The 20,183-nt window shown below is 65.8% G+C and carries 19 protein-coding genes and 3 riboswitches; of the genes, 9 read left to right on the forward strand and 10 right to left on the reverse strand.

Features of this window, described 5'->3' with window-relative positions; translation table 11 throughout:
• Positions 1-2 precede the first annotated feature (2 nt).
• Both D6Z43_RS16610 and D6Z43_RS16615 read left to right on the forward strand, forming a co-directional pair.
• Positions 3-521: a DUF3299 domain-containing protein gene (locus tag D6Z43_RS16610; RefSeq protein ID WP_120653244.1), complete on the forward strand. Its 519-nt coding sequence runs from the start codon at positions 3-5 to the stop codon at positions 519-521.
• Positions 522-660: 139 nt separating this feature from the next.
• A complete protein-coding gene (locus D6Z43_RS16615) occupies positions 661-1,335 on the forward strand; it encodes an OmpW family protein (protein ID WP_120653245.1) in 675 nt (224 codons plus the stop codon).
• Between the two features lie 118 nt (positions 1,336-1,453).
• Here D6Z43_RS16615 and D6Z43_RS16620 read toward each other — a convergent pair whose 3' ends face one another.
• From D6Z43_RS16620 to D6Z43_RS16645, 6 genes are all read right to left on the reverse strand, one after another.
• Positions 1,454-2,383 carry an NAD-dependent epimerase/dehydratase family protein gene (locus D6Z43_RS16620; protein ID WP_120653246.1) on the reverse strand — a complete coding sequence of 310 codons (930 nt, stop codon included), beginning with the start codon at positions 2,381-2,383 and terminating at the stop codon, positions 1,454-1,456.
• Entirely contained in the window at positions 2,376-3,260 is an 885-nt protein-coding gene (locus D6Z43_RS16625; RefSeq protein ID WP_120653247.1) for a sugar nucleotide-binding protein, read from the reverse strand. Before D6Z43_RS16625 ends, D6Z43_RS16620 begins: the two co-directional genes overlap by 8 nt.
• Before the next feature lie 97 nt (positions 3,261-3,357).
• Positions 3,358-4,128: a precorrin-4 C(11)-methyltransferase gene (gene cobM, locus D6Z43_RS16630; RefSeq protein ID WP_120653248.1), complete on the reverse strand. Its 771-nt coding sequence runs from the start codon at positions 4,126-4,128 to the stop codon at positions 3,358-3,360.
• Positions 4,125-4,535 (reverse strand): cobalamin biosynthesis protein, encoded by a 411-nt coding sequence (locus tag D6Z43_RS16635; RefSeq protein WP_120653249.1) that lies wholly within the window; start codon positions 4,533-4,535, stop codon positions 4,125-4,127. Before D6Z43_RS16635 ends, cobM begins: the two co-directional genes overlap by 4 nt.
• Positions 4,532-5,248, reverse strand: coding sequence for a CbtA family protein (locus D6Z43_RS16640; protein ID WP_120653250.1), 717 nt, complete (start codon positions 5,246-5,248; stop codon positions 4,532-4,534). Before D6Z43_RS16640 ends, D6Z43_RS16635 begins: the two co-directional genes overlap by 4 nt.
• An 11-nt stretch (positions 5,249-5,259) precedes the next feature.
• Positions 5,260-5,445 (reverse strand): CbtB-domain containing protein, encoded by a 186-nt coding sequence (locus D6Z43_RS16645; protein ID WP_120653251.1) that lies wholly within the window; start codon positions 5,443-5,445, stop codon positions 5,260-5,262.
• Between the two features lie 102 nt (positions 5,446-5,547).
• Positions 5,548-5,765: riboswitch (cobalamin riboswitch) on the reverse strand.
• A gap of 58 nt (positions 5,766-5,823) precedes the next feature.
• Positions 5,824-6,037, forward strand: a riboswitch (cobalamin riboswitch).
• 91 nt (positions 6,038-6,128) lie between these two features.
• Here D6Z43_RS16645 and cobW point away from each other — a divergent pair.
• Both cobW and cobN read left to right on the forward strand, forming a co-directional pair.
• Positions 6,129-7,181: a cobalamin biosynthesis protein CobW gene (cobW, locus tag D6Z43_RS16650; protein ID WP_120653252.1), complete on the forward strand. Its 1,053-nt coding sequence runs from the start codon at positions 6,129-6,131 to the stop codon at positions 7,179-7,181.
• A gap of 110 nt (positions 7,182-7,291) precedes the next feature.
• Positions 7,292-11,026: a cobaltochelatase subunit CobN gene (cobN, locus tag D6Z43_RS16655; RefSeq protein ID WP_120653253.1), complete on the forward strand. Its 3,735-nt coding sequence runs from the start codon at positions 7,292-7,294 to the stop codon at positions 11,024-11,026.
• 70 nt (positions 11,027-11,096) lie between these two features.
• Here cobN and D6Z43_RS16660 read toward each other — a convergent pair whose 3' ends face one another.
• Positions 11,097-12,188: a 3-deoxy-7-phosphoheptulonate synthase gene (locus D6Z43_RS16660; protein WP_174235586.1), complete on the reverse strand. Its 1,092-nt coding sequence runs from the start codon at positions 12,186-12,188 to the stop codon at positions 11,097-11,099.
• A gap of 514 nt (positions 12,189-12,702) precedes the next feature.
• On the opposite strand from D6Z43_RS16660, the gene D6Z43_RS16670 reads away from it, so the two are divergent.
• The gene (locus tag D6Z43_RS16670; RefSeq protein ID WP_120653254.1) at positions 12,703-13,704 is read left to right on the forward strand and encodes an ATP-binding protein; all 1,002 of its coding nucleotides are present in this window, start codon (positions 12,703-12,705) and stop codon (positions 13,702-13,704) included.
• Entirely contained in the window at positions 13,629-14,360 is a 732-nt protein-coding gene (locus tag D6Z43_RS16675) for a VWA domain-containing protein (protein ID WP_120653255.1), read from the forward strand. The genes D6Z43_RS16670 and D6Z43_RS16675 overlap by 76 nt, the downstream gene beginning before the upstream one ends.
• A gap of 68 nt (positions 14,361-14,428) precedes the next feature.
• Here D6Z43_RS16675 and D6Z43_RS16680 read toward each other — a convergent pair whose 3' ends face one another.
• Genes D6Z43_RS16680 through cbiE form a run of 3 tightly spaced genes read right to left on the reverse strand, consistent with a single transcriptional unit; the run spans position 14,429 to position 17,089 of the window.
• Complete coding sequence (locus tag D6Z43_RS16680; RefSeq protein ID WP_120653256.1) at positions 14,429-15,136, reverse strand: ferredoxin; 708 nt, start codon at positions 15,134-15,136, stop codon at positions 14,429-14,431.
• Positions 15,133-15,864, reverse strand: coding sequence for a cobalt-precorrin-6A reductase (locus D6Z43_RS16685; RefSeq protein ID WP_120653257.1), 732 nt, complete (start codon positions 15,862-15,864; stop codon positions 15,133-15,135). Before D6Z43_RS16685 ends, D6Z43_RS16680 begins: the two co-directional genes overlap by 4 nt.
• A gap of 22 nt (positions 15,865-15,886) precedes the next feature.
• Positions 15,887-17,089: a precorrin-6y C5,15-methyltransferase (decarboxylating) subunit CbiE gene (gene cbiE, locus D6Z43_RS16690; RefSeq protein ID WP_120653258.1), complete on the reverse strand. Its 1,203-nt coding sequence runs from the start codon at positions 17,087-17,089 to the stop codon at positions 15,887-15,889.
• Positions 17,090-17,168: 79 nt separating this feature from the next.
• A riboswitch (cobalamin riboswitch) is annotated at positions 17,169-17,362 on the forward strand.
• Between the two features lie 86 nt (positions 17,363-17,448).
• On the opposite strand from cbiE, the gene cobG reads away from it, so the two are divergent.
• From cobG to D6Z43_RS16705, 3 genes are read left to right on the forward strand one after another with little or no spacing between them, the layout of a single operon-like run.
• Positions 17,449-18,765, forward strand: coding sequence for a precorrin-3B synthase (cobG, locus tag D6Z43_RS16695; protein WP_120653259.1), 1,317 nt, complete (start codon positions 17,449-17,451; stop codon positions 18,763-18,765).
• Complete coding sequence (locus D6Z43_RS16700; RefSeq protein WP_120653260.1) at positions 18,762-19,388, forward strand: precorrin-8X methylmutase; 627 nt, start codon at positions 18,762-18,764, stop codon at positions 19,386-19,388. The genes cobG and D6Z43_RS16700 overlap by 4 nt, the downstream gene beginning before the upstream one ends.
• The gene (locus D6Z43_RS16705) at positions 19,385-20,134 is read left to right on the forward strand and encodes a precorrin-2 C(20)-methyltransferase (protein WP_120653261.1); all 750 of its coding nucleotides are present in this window, start codon (positions 19,385-19,387) and stop codon (positions 20,132-20,134) included. Before D6Z43_RS16700 ends, D6Z43_RS16705 begins: the two co-directional genes overlap by 4 nt.
• Positions 20,135-20,183: the final 49 nt, after the last annotated feature.

Here is a 20,183-nt window from a genome sequence, read left to right on the forward strand (position 1 = left end):
TCATGACGCGCATCCTGCTGGCCCTGTTGTTGACGCTTTCTTCCCCGCTCTGGGCCAGCGAGGCACGCGAACTCACCTGGGCCGAAATGATTCCGGAAGGCGCGCCGCCACCTGCACCTCCGGCGCCCATCCACGATCTTTCGCAGCTCTCGGATGCACTCCAGGCGGAGGCCGGTCCGGCAGCCTCGCAACAGTCACCGGCAGCTCCGGTGGTCCAGGCGCTGGACGGCCAGGAAGTGAAATTGCCGGGTTACATCGTGCCGCTGGATGTCACGGAAGAAGGCCGCGTTACGGAGTTCCTCCTGGTGCCCTACTTCGGTGCCTGCATCCATGTTCCTCCGCCGCCGTCGAACCAGATCGTCCATGTGAAGAGCGAGCTCGGCGTATTGATGGATGCCCTCTACCAACCCTTCTGGATCGAGGGTCCGCTGCAGGTGAAAGCCAGCAGCAGCGACCTGGCCGAGGCGGGTTACCAGATGGACGCGAGCAAGATCTATCCCTACGAGTCCCCCAGCAACTGACGTTCCAAACACGAAGGCTTGGCGTGACCGGGCCTTTGACGTCCAACCTGAGAGACATTGCTCTGGATCAAGATACGAAGCGTCCTAATTAAAGAAACTGGCTCCAGCCCAACACTTGTAGAATTCATTGGAGCCTTTAATGCGCAAGCTGCTACTCACCGCCTCCCTGCTCGCCCTTGCCGTCGCATCGCCCCTGGCCCTGGCCCACAAGGCCGGCGATGTGATCATCCGTGCCGGCGCCGCCACCGTCGACCCGAACGAAGACAGCTCCAATCTGTCGCTCGCCGGCACCAAGGTAGGCGGTACAAAAGCCACCCTGGACAGCGATACCCAGTTGGGCCTGACCGGCACTTACATGCTCACCGACCACGTAGGCCTCGAACTGTTGGCCGCCACTCCTTTTCAGCATGAAGTCGGCGTGAAAGGTCTTGGCGGTGCTCTGGACGGCAAACTGGCTGATATCAAGCACCTGCCGCCGACCCTGAGCCTCCAGTACTACCCGCTGGATCCCAACTCGGCGTTCCAACCCTATGTCGGGGCTGGCCTCAACTACACCTTGTTCTTCGACGAAAGCCTGACTAGCCAGCGCAAGAGCCAGGGCTTCAGCAACCTGGACCTGGACAACTCCTGGGGTCTGGCTGCGCAGGTGGGCATGGACTACATGCTGACCGACAACATCCTGCTCAACGCTGCAGTCTGGTACATCGATATCGACACTCAAGCCAGCACCGATCTGGCCGGTGTGGGCAAGGTCAAGGTCGATGTGGACGTGGACCCGTGGGTCTACATGGTTGGTGTCGGCTACAAGTTCTGAGCGGGAAAATCCTGGGGGACGGACACTACCGCTATAGGCGCCTTCGGGCGCCTTTTTTATACCCGTGGTTTAGTTCGGTCACACGAACCTCCCCACGGGCACCGCATAGAGCAGTCGCTCAGCGCCCCAGCAGGCGCGCAACGCCCTCGCGCAACGGAGTCGAGACCGGAAAGTCATAGCGCAGCAGCAGGCGGGCATTGTTCGCCCGCGAGTGACGGATATCCCCGGCGCGCGCATCGGCATGAGTCACTGGCGGCAGATCACCCAGCACTTCGCCGATAGCGGCGAGCAACTCGTTGAGGCTGGTCGCCCGATTCAGGCCCACGTTCACCGGTCCGACCTCCAGCCACTCTGCTTCCAGCGCCTGCACCAGCACTTGCACCAGGTCGCCGACATAGACGAAGTCGCGAGTCTGCTCGCCATCTCCGAACACGGTGATCGGCAATCCAGCCAGAGCGCGCTCGGTGAAGATACTGATCACACCCGAATAAGGCGACGATGGGTCCTGGCGCGGGCCGAAGATATTGAAGAAGCGAAACACCCCAGGCTCCAGCCCATGCTGCCGGCGGTAGAAGTCCAGGTAATGCTCGCTCGCCAGCTTGTCAGCCGCATAAGGTGTCAGCGGCGACTTCGGCGTGTCTTCGTCGATGGCCGTGCCTTCGCCGTTCTGGCCGTAGACAGCCGCGCTGGAGGCGAAGATCACCCGTTTCACGCCACTCGCACGCATGGCTTCGCAGACGTTCAGGGTGCCGATCAGATTGCTCTGGTGCGTTGCCACCGGATCATCCACCGAGGCCTGGACCGAAGCGACCGCCGCCAGATGCGCGACCGCCTTGCAGCCCGACATTGCCTTCGCCACCAGCGCGGCGTCGGCAACGTCGCCTTCGATCAGTTCCAGTCGCGGGTTGTCCAGCGCCAGATTGGCCCGTTTGCCGGTGGACAGATTGTCCAGCACGCGCACGGCGTGCCCCCTGGCGAGCAGCGCATCTGCCAGGTGCGAGCCGATGAAGCCAGCGCCGCCGGTAATGAGGATGGGGGATTCAGACATGGCGATAGTAGCGGTCCAGCAGGTTTGGCAGGGCAGCACGCCAGGCGCGCGGCTTGATGCCGAAGGTATGGAGGATTTTCTTGCAGGCCAGCACTGCGTTCTGCGGCTCGTCCCCTGCATCGGGGCGAGCGGCGTGGGCCTGCGGCGTGATGTCCTGCACCTTCAGCGGATGCAGGCTGCGAGCCTCACTGAGCAGCGCCTGGCCCAGCGCCAGCGGAGTGGTGGCCTCGTGCCCCCCATAGTGATAGGTCCCCCAGAGCGGCGCCTGGCAGTCCAGTTGCTTGATCACTGCAAGCAGCACACGGGCTGCATCATCCACAGGGGTCGGATTGCCGCGACGGTCGTCGGCCAGGCAAATTTCGTCGGCCTGCTCCGCACGACTGAGGAAACGGCCCAATGAACCATCGCGGCTGTCGTCCAGCAACCAGCCAAAACGCAGCAGCACGTGCTTGGGGCAGGCGGCACGGACACTCTGCTCCATCCGCCAGATGGCCTTACCGCGTTCACTGAGCGGCACGGTCTCGTCCTTTTCGCTGTAAGCGGTCGCGCGCGAACCGTCGAACACCCGATAGCTGGAAGGCTGCAGCAGAATGATTCCGTGATGCTGGGAGAGTTCGGCAAGGCGCTCCACGCCGCGCTCCTGGGCGGCCAGGCGCACGTCGCTGACTTCGTCGGCCTGGAACCAATCGAAGTAGTAGGCGAGGTTGATCACGGCGTCGGGCCGGGTGTCATCGAGCAGCTGGGTCAGGCTGGCGGCATCCCAACCCTGTTCGGGCGGACGCGGAGCGAGAAAACCTATGTCTTCCTCGGCTCCCAGGCGAATCAGCGCCTGTCCGAGTGAATTGCCGCCACCCAACAGCATCAAGCGCATTCGCATAGAGAAAGAGGTCGCTTAAAGCCGGTTATAGGGAGTGGGCGGGCATATTCCCCGCCGCATAAGAGCCGCATTCTGCGGGTTTCACTGGCGTACGTCACTAGCCGCGTGGCGGTTGCGCCTTGCCTGGGCGGTAGAGATGAGCGTGGTCGGCCCGATACAGGGAAGAGTCGGCGAAGCCTTCGGCGGCCAACACCTCGCCCACCAGGATCAATGCGGTGCGACGGAAATCCCGTGCCGCCACCTTGGGCACTATGTCACCCAGGGTACCGGTGACCTGCTCCTGATCCGGCCAGCTGGCGCGATGGATCACCGCGATCGGGCAGGCGACGCCGTAGTGCGGCAGCAATTCTTCGACAATCTTCGCCAACTGGCTCACCCCGAGGTGAATGGCCATGGTGGCGCGATGCCGGGCCAGGTCTGCCAGCGCTTCACCCTCCGGCATCCGCGTCTTGCTGGCGTAGCGGGTGAGAATCAGCGTCTGGGACACCTCCGGCAAGGTCAGCTCGCACCCCAGCAGCGCTGCGCAAGCAGCGGTGGCTGTCACGCCCGGCACCACCTCAAAGGGAATGCCACGCTCGCGCAGATGACGAATCTGCTCGCCAATGGCCCCATACAACGATGGATCACCGGAATGCACCCGCGCCACATCCCGGCCCTGGGCATGGGCTTGCGCCAGCAGGGCGACAATTTCATCCAGATGCAGTTCGGCGGTGTTCACCACCAGATCCGCGCTGTGGCCTGCCAGCACCGCTTCGGGCACCAGCGACCCTGCGTAGAGAATTACCGGACAGGAGCGGATCAGCCGCTGTCCCTTGACCGTGATGAGCTCCGGATCGCCGGGGCCGGCGCCGATGAAGTAGACCGTCATGGCCGTCCGGCCTCCTGATGGATACAGGCCAACGCACAGGTAGCGCTGGCGCTGCGGCGTTTGTCGATGAGCAGGGTGACGCGGCGGCCAAAGAGGATTTCAGCCTGGGCCAGCGCCGCGGCTTCGGCCACTCCGGGGCTGCCGACGGCGTCTCGAACCCGCTCTGATGGCTGGTTCAGCCGACCTTCAAAGGCGGCAAGAACATCCATCGGCAGGCCATGCAGCGGCAGCCCCAGTCGCTCGGCCAGGGCGACCAGCCCCGGCTCTGCGGATTTTGCCTCGCTGGTAGCCAGGGCGACCACCTGATCGAGAGAGACACTGGCCTCGGCAAGGCACTGCATCAGCAGGCCCTGCAACTCACCCGGCGGACAGCCGCGCCGGCAGCCCAGTCCGGCGACCAGTTTCAAGCGGAGGGCGATGCGTGACGCTGGTACAGCCACGCGGCAGCCCAGCCGAGCACCGCCCAGAATGCGGCATTGGTGATCAGCGACGCAGCGATGAACTCCTGCTCCAGCGCTTCAGGTGCCAGGCTGGCATGCACTTCGGGCTGCGGCGCACCGACAACATGCGGGATCACGAGAAACACGATACCTGCCACGCGCAACGCCCAGTGACGGCCAAAGGCGATCAGGGCGAGGCCAGCGGCAGTGGAGGCAGCGGTACCAATCCACCAGGCCTGACGGTGGGCCAGATCGGCAGCGGCGGTACCCGGCAATTCCGGCGGCAGGCCGAGGGACGGTGCGAGCGCAAAGGTGGCGAACCCGCCAAGCCCCCAGAGCAGGCCATGCCAGGCACGACTCGGCCCGCGCAGACTGAACAATCCGGCAAGGATCAGGGCGAAGCCCACAGCCACCACCAGGTTGCTGCCACCGGTCGACAGGGTCCGTTGCCAGCCATCTTCCGGGGCCCAGGCCTCGTCGCTGTGCTCGTGGGTGTGAGCGACAGCCGCGCCGCCGTGCTCATGGTCGTGCGCCTGCTCCACCTGGGTGGCGGGTTCGGCGTTTTCATAGGTTTCCGCCTGGAGAATCAGCGGAGTGACCCACAGGCTCTGTAGCAGGGTCAGCACCAGGGCGGCGATCAGGCCGGCGAAACCGGCCGTCTGGGCAATGCGCTTGATCATCCGTGAATCACTCAATGGCAGGGGAAGGCGGCACTGTGGCGGGTGTCGTGAGCGGCGTTGTGCACAGCTTCGATATGCGAGAAGCCGGCGAAATACACCAGGGACAGGCCGACCAGACTGGCGCCGATGGCCAGTACAAGACGTTGGGTCAGGGTCGAGGAGGAAGCGGCGGAATGAGACAGGGTACGGCTGGACATGGAGGTTCCCTCTGCGTTGCTAACGATACCGGCAGAGGAACGCGCGCGAGGGAAGCGGGCGCAGGCGCACCCAGGTTTCCGGCTTGCGCCCGCCCACCGCGGGTTGCCAAAACGTGATCAGGCCGGTCTCCGGGCTCACGACGCCTGCCAGGGGCAGGATGGGCATGCCTTCCCATGCCTTGTCGGCACAGTGGCGTACTTAACCCTACGGTCGCTTACCGTTGCGGGGGCAGCGTCGGACTAGTCCGAAAATGGACGCACCGACTTCCCGTTTCACCTCGCGTACGGCGACGCAAGGCACCTGAAAAAACCGTGCTAGGACATCACGAGTCCGACCAAGCGTCAACTGCCGCAATTGACCGCTGCTCGGGCGCTGCGTAGCCTTCGCCCTTTCGAGGTTCTCCGGCCGAGGCGCCGGAGCTAAGAGGGAACGTGGTCAAGGCCACGGCTGCCCCCGCAACTGTGAACGTCCCAAGGCCCTTCGAAACGCCACTGCGCAAGCGGGAAGGCGAAGGTGCCGCCCAGCAGCTTTCAACAGCCCGCTGGCGCAGGGTCGTAAGCCAGGAGACCTGCCTCGACGAAATTTCAGACAACCGGGCGGGGTGATCCGGTGGCGAATCCGTTGCGCGGGACGAGTCCCGCTGCGTTCGTCATGCCCGCCGACCGACCACGTAGAGGCGCGCATGAAAACCCTGGCCAAGCTCCCCGTCACCATCGTTACCGGCTTCCTCGGCGCTGGTAAGACCACCCTCCTGCGCCACATGCTGGACAACGCGGAAGGTCGCCGAATCGCGGTGATCGTCAATGAGTTCGGCGAGCTGGGCATCGACGGCGAAATCCTCAAGCAGTGCTCCATCGGCTGCACCGAGGAAGAGGCCGCAGGCCGCGTCTTCGAACTGGCCAACGGCTGCCTCTGCTGCACCGTGCAGGAAGAGTTCTTCCCGGTGATGCGCGAACTGGTGGCACGCCGTGGCGACCTCGACCAGATCCTCATCGAAACCTCCGGCCTGGCGCTGCCCAAGCCGTTGGTCCAGGCCTTCCAGTGGCCGGAAATCCGCAACGCCTGCACCGTCGACGCAGTAATCACCGTGGTCGACAGCCCGGCCGTGGCCGCCGGCACTTTCGCCGCGCACCCCGAGCAGGTAGACGAACAACGCAAGCAGGACCCCAACCTCGACCACGAATCTCCCTTGCATGAGCTGTTCGAAGACCAGCTCGCCAGCGCCGACCTGGTGGTGCTGAACAAGGCCGACCTGCTCGACGCTGAGGCCTTGGCCGCCGTGCGTGCTGAAGTGGCCGAGGAGCTGCCGCCGGCGGTGAAGATCGTCGAAGCCAACTCCGGCAAGCTGCCCCTCGATGTTCTGCTGGGGCTGAACGCCGAGGCTGAGTTGCACATCGACAGCCGCCCCACCCACCACGACCACGAAGGTCATGAAGACCACGACCATGACGAGTTCGACTCCTTCCACGTCGACCTCCCGGAAGTCGAGGAAACGGCTCTGATCGCCGCCCTCGGCCAACTGGTGGAGCGCCATTCCGTCCTGCGTATCAAGGGCTTCGCCGCCATCCCCGGCAAACCGATGCGCCTGCTGGTCCAGGGCGTTGGCAAACGCTTCGACAAGCACTTCGACCGCAAATGGCTGACCGACGAAACCCGTGGCACGCGCCTGGTGGTGATCGGACAGGAGCTGGATCAGGCGGTGATCGCCAACGAGCTACGCACGGCGCTCGCGTGAAGCACGTCCTGCCCCCTCTCCCACTGGGAGAGGGCTGGGGTGAGGGAAGCCCCCAGCGCTCGGAGACAGCCCTCACCCCCGCCCCCTCTCCCAGAGAGAGAGGGGAGTAAATGCACCTCCTGCGCACCCAACCCGGCGGCTTCGTCCCTGACGATGGCATCGCCCACCTGGCCCAGACGCCCGCCGAACTGGTGATCCTCTGCAGCGGCGACTCGCACCTGGCGCTTTTGGCCGAAGCCACCCGCGAATTGCCCGACGACTACCCGAGCCTGCGCCTGGCCAACCCCATGCAGCTGCAGAACCACGCCTCGGTGGACCTCTATGTCGACGAGGTGCTGCAGCACGCCAAGGTCATCCTCATCTCGGTGCATGGCGGCGTGGGTTACTGGCGCTACGGCATCGAGCAACTCGTGGCGCTGGCCGAACGCGGTGCCAAGCTGATACTGGTGCCCGGCGATGACCGTCCCGATCCGGAGCTGGCCAGCCTGTGCACGGTCCCGTCGAAAGATGCCGAACGCCTCTGGCAGTACCTGCGCCAGGGCGGCCTGGACAACGCCCGGCAGTTGTTCAATTGCCTGGCCGACAATTGGCTGGGGCGCGACTACCCCTGGACCGAGCCACAGGTTCTTCCACGCGTCGCCCTCTACCACCCGCGCGTTCGCCCGGCGCAACTGGCGGATTGGCAGGCCGAATGGCAACCAGACCAGCCCGTGGCCGCCCTGCTTTTCTATCGCACCCACTTGCAGGCCGCGAATACCGCCTTCATCGACGCCTTCTGTGAGCGCCTGGCTGCCCGTGGCCTGAATCCCCTTCCCATCGCTGTCGCCAGCCTCAAGGAAACCGAGTGCCTGGAGGCTGTGGAAAACTGGCTGGACGCCGCAGCTGCCGGGCTGATCATCAACACCACGGGGTTCGCCCAATCCAACCCGGACGCCCCCAGCCTGCGTCCCTTCCGCCGAGACATCCCGGTGCTGCAGGCCATCTGCTCGCTGGACAACGAACCCCTCTGGCGGGAAAACCCGCAAGGCCTCGGCCCGCGCGACCTGGCCATGCACATCGCCCTGCCGGAGCTGGACGGCCGCATCATCACCCGGCCCATCAGTTTCAAGGGCATGGCCTGGCGCAGCGAGCGCAGCCAGAGCGACGTGGTCTGCTACCTGCCGCACACCGAGCGCATGGACTTCGTAGCCGAGCTGGGAAGACGCTGGTGCGCGCTTTCGCGCAAGGTCAATGCCGACAAGCGTGTGGCGCTGATCCTCGCCAACTACCCCACCCGCGATGGCCGTATTGGCAACGGTGTGGGTCTGGATACGCCCGCTGCCGCGCTTAACATCCTTCGTGCGCTGGAGTCCGAAGGCTATCCGCTGGCTGGGCTGCCGGAGAGCGGTACTGCGCTTATCCACAGCCTGCTCGGCGGCGTCAGCAACGACCTGGACAGCCTCGATGCGCGCCCCTGCGCCCAGAGCCTGGCCCTCTCCGACTACCTCGACTGCTTCGCACGGCTACCCGAAGCCAATCAACGCGCAGTCATTGAACGCTGGGGCGAGCCGCAGCAGGACCCGATGTTCCGCAGCGGCCGCATGATGATCGCCGGCCTGCGCTTCGGCCTCGCCTTCGTCGGTATCCAGCCGGCGCGCGGTTACCAACTCGACCCCGCGGCCATTTACCACGACGCCGACCTGGTACCGCCTCACGGTTATCTCGCCTTCTACTTCTGGTTGCGCGAAGTATTCACCGCCGATGCGCTGATCCACGTCGGCAAGCATGGAAACCTGGAATGGCTGCCGGGCAAGGGAGTCGGCCTGTCCGCCGAGTGCTGGCCTGACGCGGTGATGGGGCCGCTGCCGAACATCTACCCGTTCATCGTCAACGATCCGGGCGAAGGTGCCCAGGCCAAGCGCCGCGCCCAGGCGGTGATCATCGATCACCTGGTGCCGCCCCTGACCCGCGCCGAAAACTACGGTCCCCTGCGCGACCTGGAACGTCTGGCCGACGAGTACTACGACGCCTCGCTGCTGGACCCGCGCCGGGCCGTGCAGCTGCGTGGGGAGATTCTCGAACTGGTGAAGGCCACCGCCCTGGACCGCGAGCTGAACCTGATCATCAACGACGACCCGGAAAGCTGGTTGCCGCAACTGGACGCCTACCTCTGCGACCTCAAGGAATCGCAGATTCGCGACGGCCTCCACGTCTTCGGCGAATCCCCGACCGGGCGCCTGCGCAACGACACGCTGCTGTCCCTGGTGCGCATTCCGCGCGGTGACGGCAGGGGCACCAACGCCAGCCTGCTTCGCGCCCTCGCCAACGACCTGCAACTGGGCCACGACCCGCTCGACCTCAACTGGGCGGAACCCTGGGAAGGCCCGCGCCCAGCGGTGCTGGACGCCGTCAGCGATGAGCCCTGGCGCAGCAATGGCGATACGCGCGAACGCTTGGAACTGCTGGCGCTGCGGTTGATCGAGACCACGGACTTCGGCTCCATCGGCGCCACCAGCGATGCGGTTATCTACAACCTGCACGCTGAGATCGCCCCCACCCTGGATGCCTGCGGGAGTGCCGAGATCGGCGGTGTGCTTTCCGCCCTGGCAGGTCGTTTTGTCCCGCCCGGCCCAAGTGGCGCGCCCAGTCGCGGACGCCTCGACGTGCTGCCCACGGGACGCAATTTCTTCACGGTGGACGTGCGCAATCTGCCCACGCCCACTGCCTGGCGCCTGGGCTTCCAGTCCGCCAACCTGCTGCTGGAACGCCACCTGCAGGACCACGGCGATCACCTACGCCAGCTTGGCATTTCCGTCTGGGGAACCGCGACCATGCGCACCGGGGGGGATGACATCGCCCAGGCGCTGGCGTTGATGGGTGTGCGTCCGGTATGGCAGTCCGGCAGCCAGCGGGTGGAAGACTTCGAAATCCTGCCGCTGTCCCTGCTCGACCGCCCACGGGTGGATGTGACGCTGCGGGTGTCGGGCTTCTTCCGTGATGCCTTCGCCAACCTCATCCGCCTGTTCGACGCTGCCGTGCAGGCGGTGGCCGGACTCGACGAACCCGAAGAGATGAACCCCCTCGCCGCCCGAGTCAAACAGGAAAGCGAGCGCCTCGCTTCCGAAGGCATCAGCGCCGAGAGCGCACGCCTGCAGGCCGGCTGGCGTGTATTCGGCGCCCAGCCCGGCGCCTACGGTGCCGGCGTGCAGGGCGCCATAGAAGAACGCCAGTGGCAGGACCGCGCCGAACTGGCCGAGGTCTACCTCAATTGGGGTGGTTACGCCTACGGCGCCCAGGATGCCGGCACTCCGGCGCGGGAACGCTTCGCCCAGCGGCTGCAAGGGTTGCAGGCCGTGCTGCAGAACCAGGACAACCGCGAGCACGACATCCTCGACTCCAACGACTACTACCAGTTCCAGGGCGGCATGCTTGCCGCCGCCGAAACCCTGCGTGGCGACAAGGTCGCCAGCTACCACGGCGACCACAGCCAGCCAGATCTGCCGCGCATCCGCTCGCTCAAGGAAGAACTGGCGCGCGTGGTCCGCTCCCGCGCGGCCAATCCAAAGTGGATCGCAGGCATGAAACGCCACGGCTACAAGGGCGCCTTCGAACTGGCGGCGACCGTGGATTACCTCTTCGCCTTCGACGCCACCAGCGAACTGGTGGACGACCATCAGTACCAACTGCTGGCCGACGCCTACCTGCTGGACGAGGAGACCCGCGAGTTCATTCGCCAGCACAACCCTGAAGCCCTGCGCGACATCGCCGAACGCCTGGTGGAAGCGCAGCAGCGAGGATTGTGGGAACAGCCTGGGGAGTACCGCGAGGTAATCGAGAATCTGCTGCTGGATATCGAGGAGCAGTGATTAGCGCAGGGCCGAGGTCCTGTGGGAGCGGATTCAATCGCGAATGAATTCGCTCCCACAGCGAATGCCATCACCCGCGCAACCGCGCCGCCGCCTCTCGCAGGATCGCTTCCGTCCCCGCCCAGCCCAGGCAGCCATCGGTGATCGAAACCCCATAGCGCAAATCGCAGGACAGCGACTGCGCGCCATCGAACAGGTGGCTCTCGATCATCACCCCACGCAGGGCGTCCTGGCCGGCCAGGCGTTGGCTGATCACATCTTCCAGAACCGCCGGCTGACGCAGTGGGTCCTTGCCACTGTTGGCATGGCTGCAGTCGACCAGGATACGCGGGGCGATACCGAGTTTCTCAAGCCCGTCGCGCGCCGCTTGCACACTGGCCGCATCATGATTCGGTCCACGGTTGCCGCCACGCAGCACCAGGTGGGTATCCGCGTTGCCGGCGGTCTGCACCAGCGCCGGACGGCCCTGGACGTCAATACCGAAATGCTGGTGAGCATGGGCGGCCGAGCGCATGGCGTCGGTGGCGACGCCGAGGCTGCCATCGGTTCCGTTCTTGAAGCCCACGGGCAGGTCCAGGCCGCTGACCATCTCGCGGTGGATCTGCGACTCACTGGTGCGCGCGCCAATGGCGGCCCAGCTCAGCAGGTCGTCCAGATAGCCAGCGACCAGCGGCTGCAGCAGCTCAGTCGCGATCGGCAGGCCCAGCTCGGCTACATCCAGCATCAGCCGGCGACTCAACGCCAGGCCCTCGGCCATGTCGCCACTGCCGTCCAGATGCGGGTCATAGACCAGGCCCTTCCAGCCCACGGTGGTGCGCGGTTTCTCGACATAGGCACGCATCACCAGCAGCAACTGGTCACTCACCTCCGGCGCCAGTGCAGCGAGACGCCGAGCATAGTCGAGGGCGGAATCCGCGTCGTGGATGGAGCAAGGGCCGACCACCACCAGCAGGCGCGAATCCTCGCCATCCAGCACGGCGCGAACAGCTTCGCGCTGGGCATCGATCTGACGGGCAATGGCATGACTCAGCGGTAAGCGCTGGCGCAATTCGGCGGGAGTGGGCAGCGGGTGGGTGCTGCGCGATGGGGAAAGGGCAGCTTCCAGTGCAATAGCATGGAGCGGCTGTACAGCGGCGGGCAGAACGGATTGGTGCGAATTCATGACTGGCATCCTCAGCCGGCGCGGCTCGATCCGCGCACGGCGCTATCTGGGTGTTCGATTCAACGGTGTCTGTGCGGAGCCTGCGCGGCTAAATCGCCAGTCGGAGTTGCGGTAATAGGTCTGGTAGGTGCGATAGCTGATCATGGTGCGATCCTGTATGTCGGTTGTTGGCCTTGTGGGCCGGAAAACAAAAACCCCCGGTCGGGTTGCCGACCGGGGGTTTCGTGGAGCTTTGGCGGCGACCCTGCTGGAGTGGGCCGCCTGATTGGGTATCAGGTCAGCCCGTGGCTAAACCAATACCCATAGAAATAGCTGGCCGCAGCAGCCACACGCACACACGCCTGGGCCTTGGCCGGGCGAGCGATGAGCGAAGTGGAAGCGAAGTGCGGCATGACAATCTCCAAAGCGAATGCTGGCTAACCTACTGCATCGCCGTGCCGCGTTCAATCACTGATTTCTATCGGCCGCCCCAGGCTTTCGCTACCATGCCCGCCAGGCACCGCAGGACACAGCCATGACCGATATTCCCCACTTTCCCCTGAGCGCAGTGGTCGGTTCCGACCAACTGAAACTGGCGCTCTACCTGGCCGCCATCGACCCCGCCATCGGCGGCGTGTTGATCGAAGGCCCGCGCGGCATGGCCAAGTCCACCCTGGCGCGGGGCATTGCCGACCTGCTGCCGGAAGCTCTCTTCGTCACCCTGCCCCTGGGCGCCAGCGAAGAACGCATCGTCGGCACCCTGGACCTGGACGCCGCCCTCGGAGAAGGCTGTGCGCGCTTCTCCCCCGGCGTACTGGCCAAGGCCCACGGCGGCGTGCTCTATGTGGATGAAGTCAACCTGCTGCCCGACCACCTGGTGGACCTGCTCCTGGATGTGGCCGCCAGCGGCGTGAACCAGGTGGAACGCGACGGTATCTCCCACCGCCATCCCGCACGCTTCGTGCTGATCGGCACCATGAACCCCGAAGAAGGCGAACTGCGCCCGCAACTGCTGGACCGCTTCGGCCTCAAGGTCCTGCAGAACGGTCAGCCGCAGCCCGCCGAGCGCGCCGAGATCGTCCGCCGCCGACTCGCCTTCGATGCCGATCCTCAAGCCTTCACCGTCCACTGGAGTGGCGAGCAACAGACCCTGGCCCAGCGCTGCCAGGACGCCCGCGTGCGTCTGCCCGGCATTCCGCTGGACGATGCTGCCCTGGATGAGATCGCCCGGCGCTGCTTCGCCGCCGGCGTCGACGGCATGCGCGCAGACCTGGTCTGGTTGCGCGCCGCACGGGCCCATGCCGCCTGGCGCGGTGCCGACCGGATCGACGCCGAGGACATCGACGCCGTCGAACACTTTGCCCTCGCCCACCGCCGTACGCACGCCCCGACAACGGCCGAGCAGCCACCGCAATCTTCACCGGTCAGCTCCCAGCCCCAAACCTCCAGTGGCGAAGGCCAATGGGGCGAGTTGCCCGCCCAGGCGGTGCCGATGGGAGAACGGCGCGACCTGCCGCGCTGGCCAAAAAAGCCCTGAGCATCCGCCCGCGTACGGTCACAGGGGCGGGTGCCCGGCCCAGACCCGGCACTCTCGGCAACGGTCGCAGCGGCGCTCGCCGCACGGGATTGGTGGGGGCCATCCAGTGGCTACCGACGCTGCTGCGCGGCCGCCCGCGCCAAGCCACCGACCTGATCCGCGCGCCGCGTAGCCAGCGCCCCGAGCAACTCTGGCTGGTGGTAGTGGATGCTTCCGCCTCTACCCGCCGCCACGGCGCCCTGACACAGGCCAAAGGGTTGCTGACGAGCCTGTTCGAAGCGGCTTACCGCCAACGTGCGCGCCTCGCTGTGCTGCACGCCACTGGCCGTCAGCCCAAGTGGCTCTGGCAAGGTCAAAAAGCGTCCCCCGCCCTGCATCACTGGCTCGCCGAACTCGGCGCTGGCGGCGGCACGCCACTGATTGATGCCCTGCAGCAATCGGCCACCTGGCTGGCGCGTCGACAACGACAGAAACCAGCCGAGGAGCAGCGTCTGCTGGTGCTTACCGATGGGCGCTTGAAGGACTGGCCTGCGCTGGTGCCGTTGGGCTGCCCGACGCTGCTGGTGGATATCGAAGGTGGGCCGATCAGGCTAGGTCGGGCGAAGAAACTGGCGCAAGAGTTGGAAGCGGAGTACCGAGTCATTTCCGAGCTCTAGGCCAGCCCCCTCTCCCTCCGGGAGAGGGTTGGGGTGAGGGTGCCTTGGTATGCGGCTCCAGGTACCGATCAGACCTTCATCAACATGTCCGGCACCGACCGCCCTTCCACAATCCTTTCCTGCACCCAGCGCAGGACCTCTTCCTCATCGCGAATCCGGTACCACTCCCCTTCCGGGTAAAGGCTGGCGGTCGGGCCGAGGTCGCACGGGAACTGGCATTGGGTGCGGGTAATGTGTACACCGCCGTCGCATTCCAGTTTGCCGGCGGCCTTGAGGGTTTCCCGCAGTTTCTTCCACAGCGGCAGGGCGCCGCGGCGGGTGCAGCGCGGGCCGTTGCACAGCAGGAGGCGGCGAGCATGGGGTGGGATGCAGGACCAGGCGTGTTGCTCTGGCAGCGCGGGTACGTTCACGCAGTCCAGGTGCAGTTCGCGGCGCTCGGCCAGCGCACAGGCAGCGCCGGCCGGGTCGCTGTCGAACTGGCCGAGCAGGCTGACGACGAAGACGTGTTCAGGGGCCTCCAAAACAGCCAGCTCACTGCGCAACCAGTCCAGGTGTTGGGCGGAGGATTGCGGTTCGAGATCGATCACCAGCAGCGGGCGCGGGCTTTCTTCAACGCGCTGCCACAGTGGCTCGTAGCCGGAGCTCGTATCGACGATATCGGCCAGGGCCTCGTCGCCATGCAGGGCGCCAAGTTGGCGGCGGAAAAGTTCGGCGAAGGCGCCTTCAGAGAGGTCCGGCCCGGCGAACAGCACGCGGGCGTAGGGTGTTGCGGTCATGGTGTTTCCAGGTAGGTAGCGAGGGACTGCCAGAGACCCTCGACGGAATCAAATTCTCGGGCCACGGCGGGAAGCTCCGGGCGCTTGAGGATCAGTACCGGCAACCCGAGCTCGCGCGCCACCTGCAGCTTGGGTTCGGTGGACTGGCTGCCACTGTTCTTGCTGATCAGCACATCGCTTGCCAATCGGGCGAACAACTCGCGCTCACCGTCGAGGTTGAACGGACCACGCGCACCGATCACCTCGTAGCGCGGGCCGGCAGGCTGGCCTTGCAGGCAGCGCACCGTCCAGTGCTGCTGCGCTGGAATCTCATGCAGATGCTCCAACGGCTCGCGGCCGAGGGTGAAGAAGGGGCGGCGAAAATCCTTCAGGACGGCAATCAGTTCGGCCCAGTCGGCCACATCACGCCAGTCATCTTCAGGGCCTGCCTGCCAGCCGGAGCGCCGCAGCGCCCAACAGGCAATGCCGGCCAGCTCGGCAGCTGCCGCGGCGTTGTGGCTGATCTGAGCGGCATAGGGATGAGTCGCATCGACCAGCAGGCTGATGCCTTCTTCCTCGATGAAACGGGCCATCCCTTCCGCTCCGCCAAAACCGCCGACACGAACCTGGCAGGCAAGGTCGTCCGGCACCTTACCGAGGCCAGCGAGGCTGTAGACATGATCGGGACCGAGACGCCGCGACAGCGCCAGCGCTTCGGTGATGCCGCCCAGCAGCAGGATGCGTTTCATCGTTGTTCCACACTGGTCGGAGTCAAGGCTTCACCACGTCCAGCAGCGTGATCGGCAGGGCCGAGCGCCAGGTATCGAAGCCGCCCAATGGTTGGGCCTGGGCGACGGCGATACGGGTGAGCTCGCCACCATGGCTTTCACGGAAGGCCACCAGCATCGCTTCGCTCTGCAGCGTCACGGCATTGGCAACCAGGCGGCCGCCCGGTTTGAGCTGGTTCCAGCAGCGATCCAGAACGCCCGGTTCGGTGACGCCACCGCCGATGAAAATGGCATCCGGCTCTGGCAGCCCCTCCAGCGCTAGCGGGGCCTGGCCCGCGACCAGCTGCAACGCAGGTACGCCAAGCGCATCGCGGTTATGGCGGATGTGCGCCTGGCGGCCTTCGTTGGCTTCGATGGCAATGGCCCGGCAGCTCGGATGCGCGCGCATCCACTCGATACCGATGGAGCCGCATCCGGCACCGACATCCCAGAGCAGTTCGCCGGGACGCGGCGCCAGACGCGCCAGGGTAATGGCACGGACGTCACGTTTGGTGAGCTGCCCGTCGTGGCGATAGGCGTCGTCCGGCAGACCGGTGGTCGATGGCAGTGAGCGCGCGCCTTCGCCGGACTGGATTTCAATGGCGACCAAATTGAGTGCGGCAACCTCGTCGAGGGACCAGTCGCGGGCGATGCCATCGATACGACGCTCACGCTCACCGCCAAGATGCTCCAGCACGACAAGGCGGCTGGGGCCATAACCCGCCTCGGCCAGCAGGCCGGCAATGGACGCCGGACTGCAACCATCGTTGCTCAGCACCAGCAGGCGGGCACCGTCGTGCAGATGGGCATTGAGCGTCGCCAGGGGACGAGCGACGACGGAGAGCAGGGTCACGTCCTGCAATGGCCAACCCAGGCGGGCGGCCGCCAGCGAGTAGGACGAGGGCGCGGGAATCACCTGCATCTCGGCCACCGCAACCTGCCGCGCCAGACTGGCGCCGACGCCGAACAGCATGGGGTCGCCGCTGGCCAGCACGCAGACTGGTGTGCCACGTTTTTCCAGCACCGGGGCCAGCGAGAAGGGGCTTGGCCAGGGGTTGCGGCGGGCCCGGATGCAATGCGGCAGCAGGTCGAGCTGGCGCGGGCTTCCGACCACTTCGACGGCAGCCAGCAAGGCACGGCGCGCGGCCTTGCCCAGACCCGCATAGCCGTCTTCACCTATTCCCACCACTGTCAGCCAGGGCTGCATTCGCTGTCCTCGATTCCAGAAAAGCACGACCATTCGGCTCCCGACAGGCAGCCTTTTCATAGGTCCGGGCAAAGCGGGCATAATAGCGCCCTTCATCGGTTGCCGGCGCGGCACACAATCGCTCCGGCTTAAAGGGAACACGGATAAACCGTGGCTGCCCCCGCAACTGTAAGCAGCGAGTCCATGCATTCTGGTCACTGGAAACACTCCGGGAAGGCCGCACGGGACGACGACCTGCCAGCCAGGAGACCTGCCGATGGAACCAGTCGCGTGTGTACGCATCGAGCGGGGTGTATCGATGCAACGTTGTCCCTGTATCAGGGAACCGGGTCGCCGCGACGCCAACCATGGTGACCTGAGTGAAACACGCCCAGCCCACAGCGCCATCCGTCCGCCCCTCGGCATGCCCGGGGCTGCTGCGTATCGTCCAGGCGAAGGACGGCGGCATCTGCCGGATCAAACTGCCCTGCGGCCGCCTGGATTCGCATCAGGCCCGCGCCATTGCGGCAGCCGCAACCCAGCATGCCAGCGGCGTGATCGAAGCCACCAATCGCTCCAACCTGCAGATTCGTGGCGTGAAGGCCGACGCCGAACAGGCGTTGATCGACGCCTTGCTCGCCGCGCGCCTGGGTGCGGACTCCCCCGGCGCCGACGATGTACGCAACCTGATGGTCAGTCCGCTCGCCGGACTCGACCCGTCCGCCCTTGTGGATATCTCGCCCCTGGCCGCGCGGATTCTTGCGCTGCTGCAGGACAAGGCGCACTTCCACGCCTTGTCGCCAAAGTTCGCCCTGCTGTTGGACGGCGGCGAGTCGATGGCAATGCTGGAACACCCCCACGATCTCTGGGTCTCGGCCATGGGCACCGGCGACCATGCGCAGTTCGCCTTCGGCCTGGCGGGCTGCCCACCGCAATCGACGGGTGACGTCCCTGCCCTGGCCGCCGTACCGCGCGCCCAGGTACCCGCACTGGTAGAGGCCCTGCTGGACCTGTTCCTCGAACTGGCGACGCCCGAGCAGACGCGCATGCGCCACCTGCTCGCGGAACACCCGGAGGGCGACCTGCTGCTGCGTCTGCAACAGCGGCTGGACGTCCCGCTGCTGCCCGTCGGCGACTGGCACAGACCCGCCCCGCAACCCTTTGCCCATCTCGGCATTCACGATGGCCGCCATGTCGGTGGCGCGCCCGCCCTCGGCCGGCTGGATGCCACGCAACTCAAGGCACTGGCCGATCTCGCCGACAGCCTGGGCGACGGCAACCTGCGTCTGACGCCCTGGCAATCGGTGCTGCTGCCCAATGCCCGTGATCCCGAAGCGGTCCAGCAAGCAATGCATGACCTCGGTCTGGCAACCAATGCGAACGCCCCGTTGGCGCGACTGGTTGCCTGTACCGGTTCGGCTGGCTGCGCCAGGGGGCTGGCGGATACCAAGTCCGATGCCCTGGCCCTGGCGGCGCTGCTGCCGCCAGGCGCGGTGGTTCACCTCAGCGGCTGCCCGCGCTCCTGCGCCTCGGCCCATGTGGCGCCCTTTACCCTTCTGGCCACGGGCCCCGGCCAATATGACCTATACCAGCGCGGCGGCGTCGGCTTTGGCCGATTGCTAGCGCGCGACATCAGCCTCAAGGAAGCCGGCGAACGCCTGGCCTCCCCTCCTGACACCTGGAGTTCCACCCAATGATCGAGTACATCCGCGATGGTCAGGAGATCTATCGCAACTCCTTTTCCATCATTCGCGCCGAGGCCAAACTGGCCGGCATTCCCGCGGACCTGGAAAAACTCGCAGTGCGAGTGATCCACGCCTGCGGCATGGTCGATGTGGTGGAAGACCTGCGCTTCTCACCCGGCGCCGGTGCCGCCGGCCGCACCGCCCTGGCCACCGGCGCACCGATTCTCTGTGATGCACGCATGGTGGCCGAGGGCATTACCCGCGCACGCCTGCCGGCAGACAACAAAGTCATCTGCACCCTCAATGATCCCGGCGTTCCGGAGCTGGCCCGCGAGTTGGGCAACACCCGCTCGGCGGTGGCGCTGGAGCACTGGCGCGAACACCTTGAAGGCAGCGTGGTGGTGATCGGCAATGCTCCCACCGCGCTCTTTTACCTGCTGGAAATGCTCGATGCCGGCGCACCGAAACCGGCGCTGATCCTTGGCTTCCCGGTGGGCTTCGTCGGCGCGGCGGAATCCAAGGACATGCTCGCCGCCGACAGCCGCGGCGTGCCCTATGTGATCGTGCGGGGCCGTCGCGGCGGCAGCGCCATGGCCGCAGCAGCGGTCAACGCACTGGCCACGGAGGTGGAATGATGAACGGCAAAGGACGGCTGATCGGCCTCGGCGTGGGCCCCGGCGACCCGGAACTGATCACACTCAAGGCACTGCGCCTGCTGCAATCGGCACCTGTAGTGGGCTACTTCGTGGCCAAGGCGAAGGCCAGCCAGGGTCAGGGCGGCAACGCGTTCGGCATCATCGAACAGCACCTCACCGACGCCCAGCAGCGCATGCCGCTGGTGTACCCCGTGACCACCGAAAAGCTGGAGCCGCCGCTGTCCTACGAGACGGTGATCAGCGACTTCTACGATACCGCCGCCGAACAGGTCGCCCAGCATCTGGAAGCCGGCCGTGACGTTGCCGTGATCTGCGAGGGCGATCCCTTCTTCTACGGTTCCTACATGTACCTGCACGACCGCCTGGCCGCGCGTTACGACGTGGAAGTGGTGCCCGGCGTCTGCTCCATGCTGGGCAGCGCGGCGGTGCTCGGCGTGCCGCTGGTGTACCGCAACCAGAGTCTTTCAGTGCTCTCCGGCGTGCTGCCGGAGGAAGAACTCAAGGCGCGCCTGGCGGACGCAGAAGCGGCCGTGGTGATGAAGCTCGGGCGCAACTTCGACAAGGTGCGCCGGGTTCTGCAGGACCTCGGCATCGCCAGCCGTGCCCATTACGTCGAGCGCGCGACCATGACCAACCAGCGCATCGTGCCGCTGGATGAGGTGGACCCCATGGCCTCGCCCTACTTCTCGATGATCGTCATCCCCGGCCAGAAGTGGAGAGGCTGATGCCGTTCGGGATGTCCGTGCCCGTAGGGTGCGCCAGCGCGCCAACGAC

The sequence above is a fragment of the Pseudomonas sp. DY-1 genome (assembly GCF_003626975.1).
Classification (GTDB): domain Bacteria; phylum Pseudomonadota; class Gammaproteobacteria; order Pseudomonadales; family Pseudomonadaceae; genus Metapseudomonas.

Excerpts from the sequence above, each read along its gene's own strand:
- D6Z43_RS16610 (WP_120653244.1), top strand. The coding sequence starts at position 3 with ATGACGCGCATCCTGCTGGCCCTGTTGTTGACGCTTTCTTCCCCGCTC.
- D6Z43_RS16615 (WP_120653245.1), top strand. The coding sequence starts at position 661 with ATGCGCAAGCTGCTACTCACCGCCTCCCTGCTCGCCCTTGCCGTCGCA.
- D6Z43_RS16620 (WP_120653246.1), bottom strand. The coding sequence starts at position 2,383 with ATGTCTGAATCCCCCATCCTCATTACCGGCGGCGCTGGCTTCATCGGC.
- D6Z43_RS16625 (WP_120653247.1), bottom strand. The coding sequence starts at position 3,260 with ATGCGAATGCGCTTGATGCTGTTGGGTGGCGGCAATTCACTCGGACAG.
- cobM (WP_120653248.1), bottom strand. The coding sequence starts at position 4,128 with ATGACGGTCTACTTCATCGGCGCCGGCCCCGGCGATCCGGAGCTCATC.
- D6Z43_RS16640 (WP_120653250.1), bottom strand. The coding sequence starts at position 5,248 with ATGATCAAGCGCATTGCCCAGACGGCCGGTTTCGCCGGCCTGATCGCC.
- D6Z43_RS16645 (WP_120653251.1), bottom strand. The coding sequence starts at position 5,445 with ATGTCCAGCCGTACCCTGTCTCATTCCGCCGCTTCCTCCTCGACCCTG.
- cobW (WP_120653252.1), top strand. The coding sequence starts at position 6,129 with ATGAAAACCCTGGCCAAGCTCCCCGTCACCATCGTTACCGGCTTCCTC.
- cobN (WP_120653253.1), top strand. The coding sequence starts at position 7,292 with ATGCACCTCCTGCGCACCCAACCCGGCGGCTTCGTCCCTGACGATGGC.
- D6Z43_RS16660 (WP_174235586.1), bottom strand. The coding sequence starts at position 12,188 with ATGAATTCGCACCAATCCGTTCTGCCCGCCGCTGTACAGCCGCTCCAT.
- D6Z43_RS16670 (WP_120653254.1), top strand. The coding sequence starts at position 12,703 with ATGACCGATATTCCCCACTTTCCCCTGAGCGCAGTGGTCGGTTCCGAC.
- D6Z43_RS16675 (WP_120653255.1), top strand. The coding sequence starts at position 13,629 with ATGGGGCGAGTTGCCCGCCCAGGCGGTGCCGATGGGAGAACGGCGCGA.
- D6Z43_RS16680 (WP_120653256.1), bottom strand. The coding sequence starts at position 15,136 with ATGACCGCAACACCCTACGCCCGCGTGCTGTTCGCCGGGCCGGACCTC.
- D6Z43_RS16685 (WP_120653257.1), bottom strand. The coding sequence starts at position 15,864 with ATGAAACGCATCCTGCTGCTGGGCGGCATCACCGAAGCGCTGGCGCTG.
- cbiE (WP_120653258.1), bottom strand. The coding sequence starts at position 17,089 with ATGCAGCCCTGGCTGACAGTGGTGGGAATAGGTGAAGACGGCTATGCG.
- D6Z43_RS16700 (WP_120653260.1), top strand. The coding sequence starts at position 18,762 with ATGATCGAGTACATCCGCGATGGTCAGGAGATCTATCGCAACTCCTTT.
- D6Z43_RS16705 (WP_120653261.1), top strand. The coding sequence starts at position 19,385 with ATGATGAACGGCAAAGGACGGCTGATCGGCCTCGGCGTGGGCCCCGGC.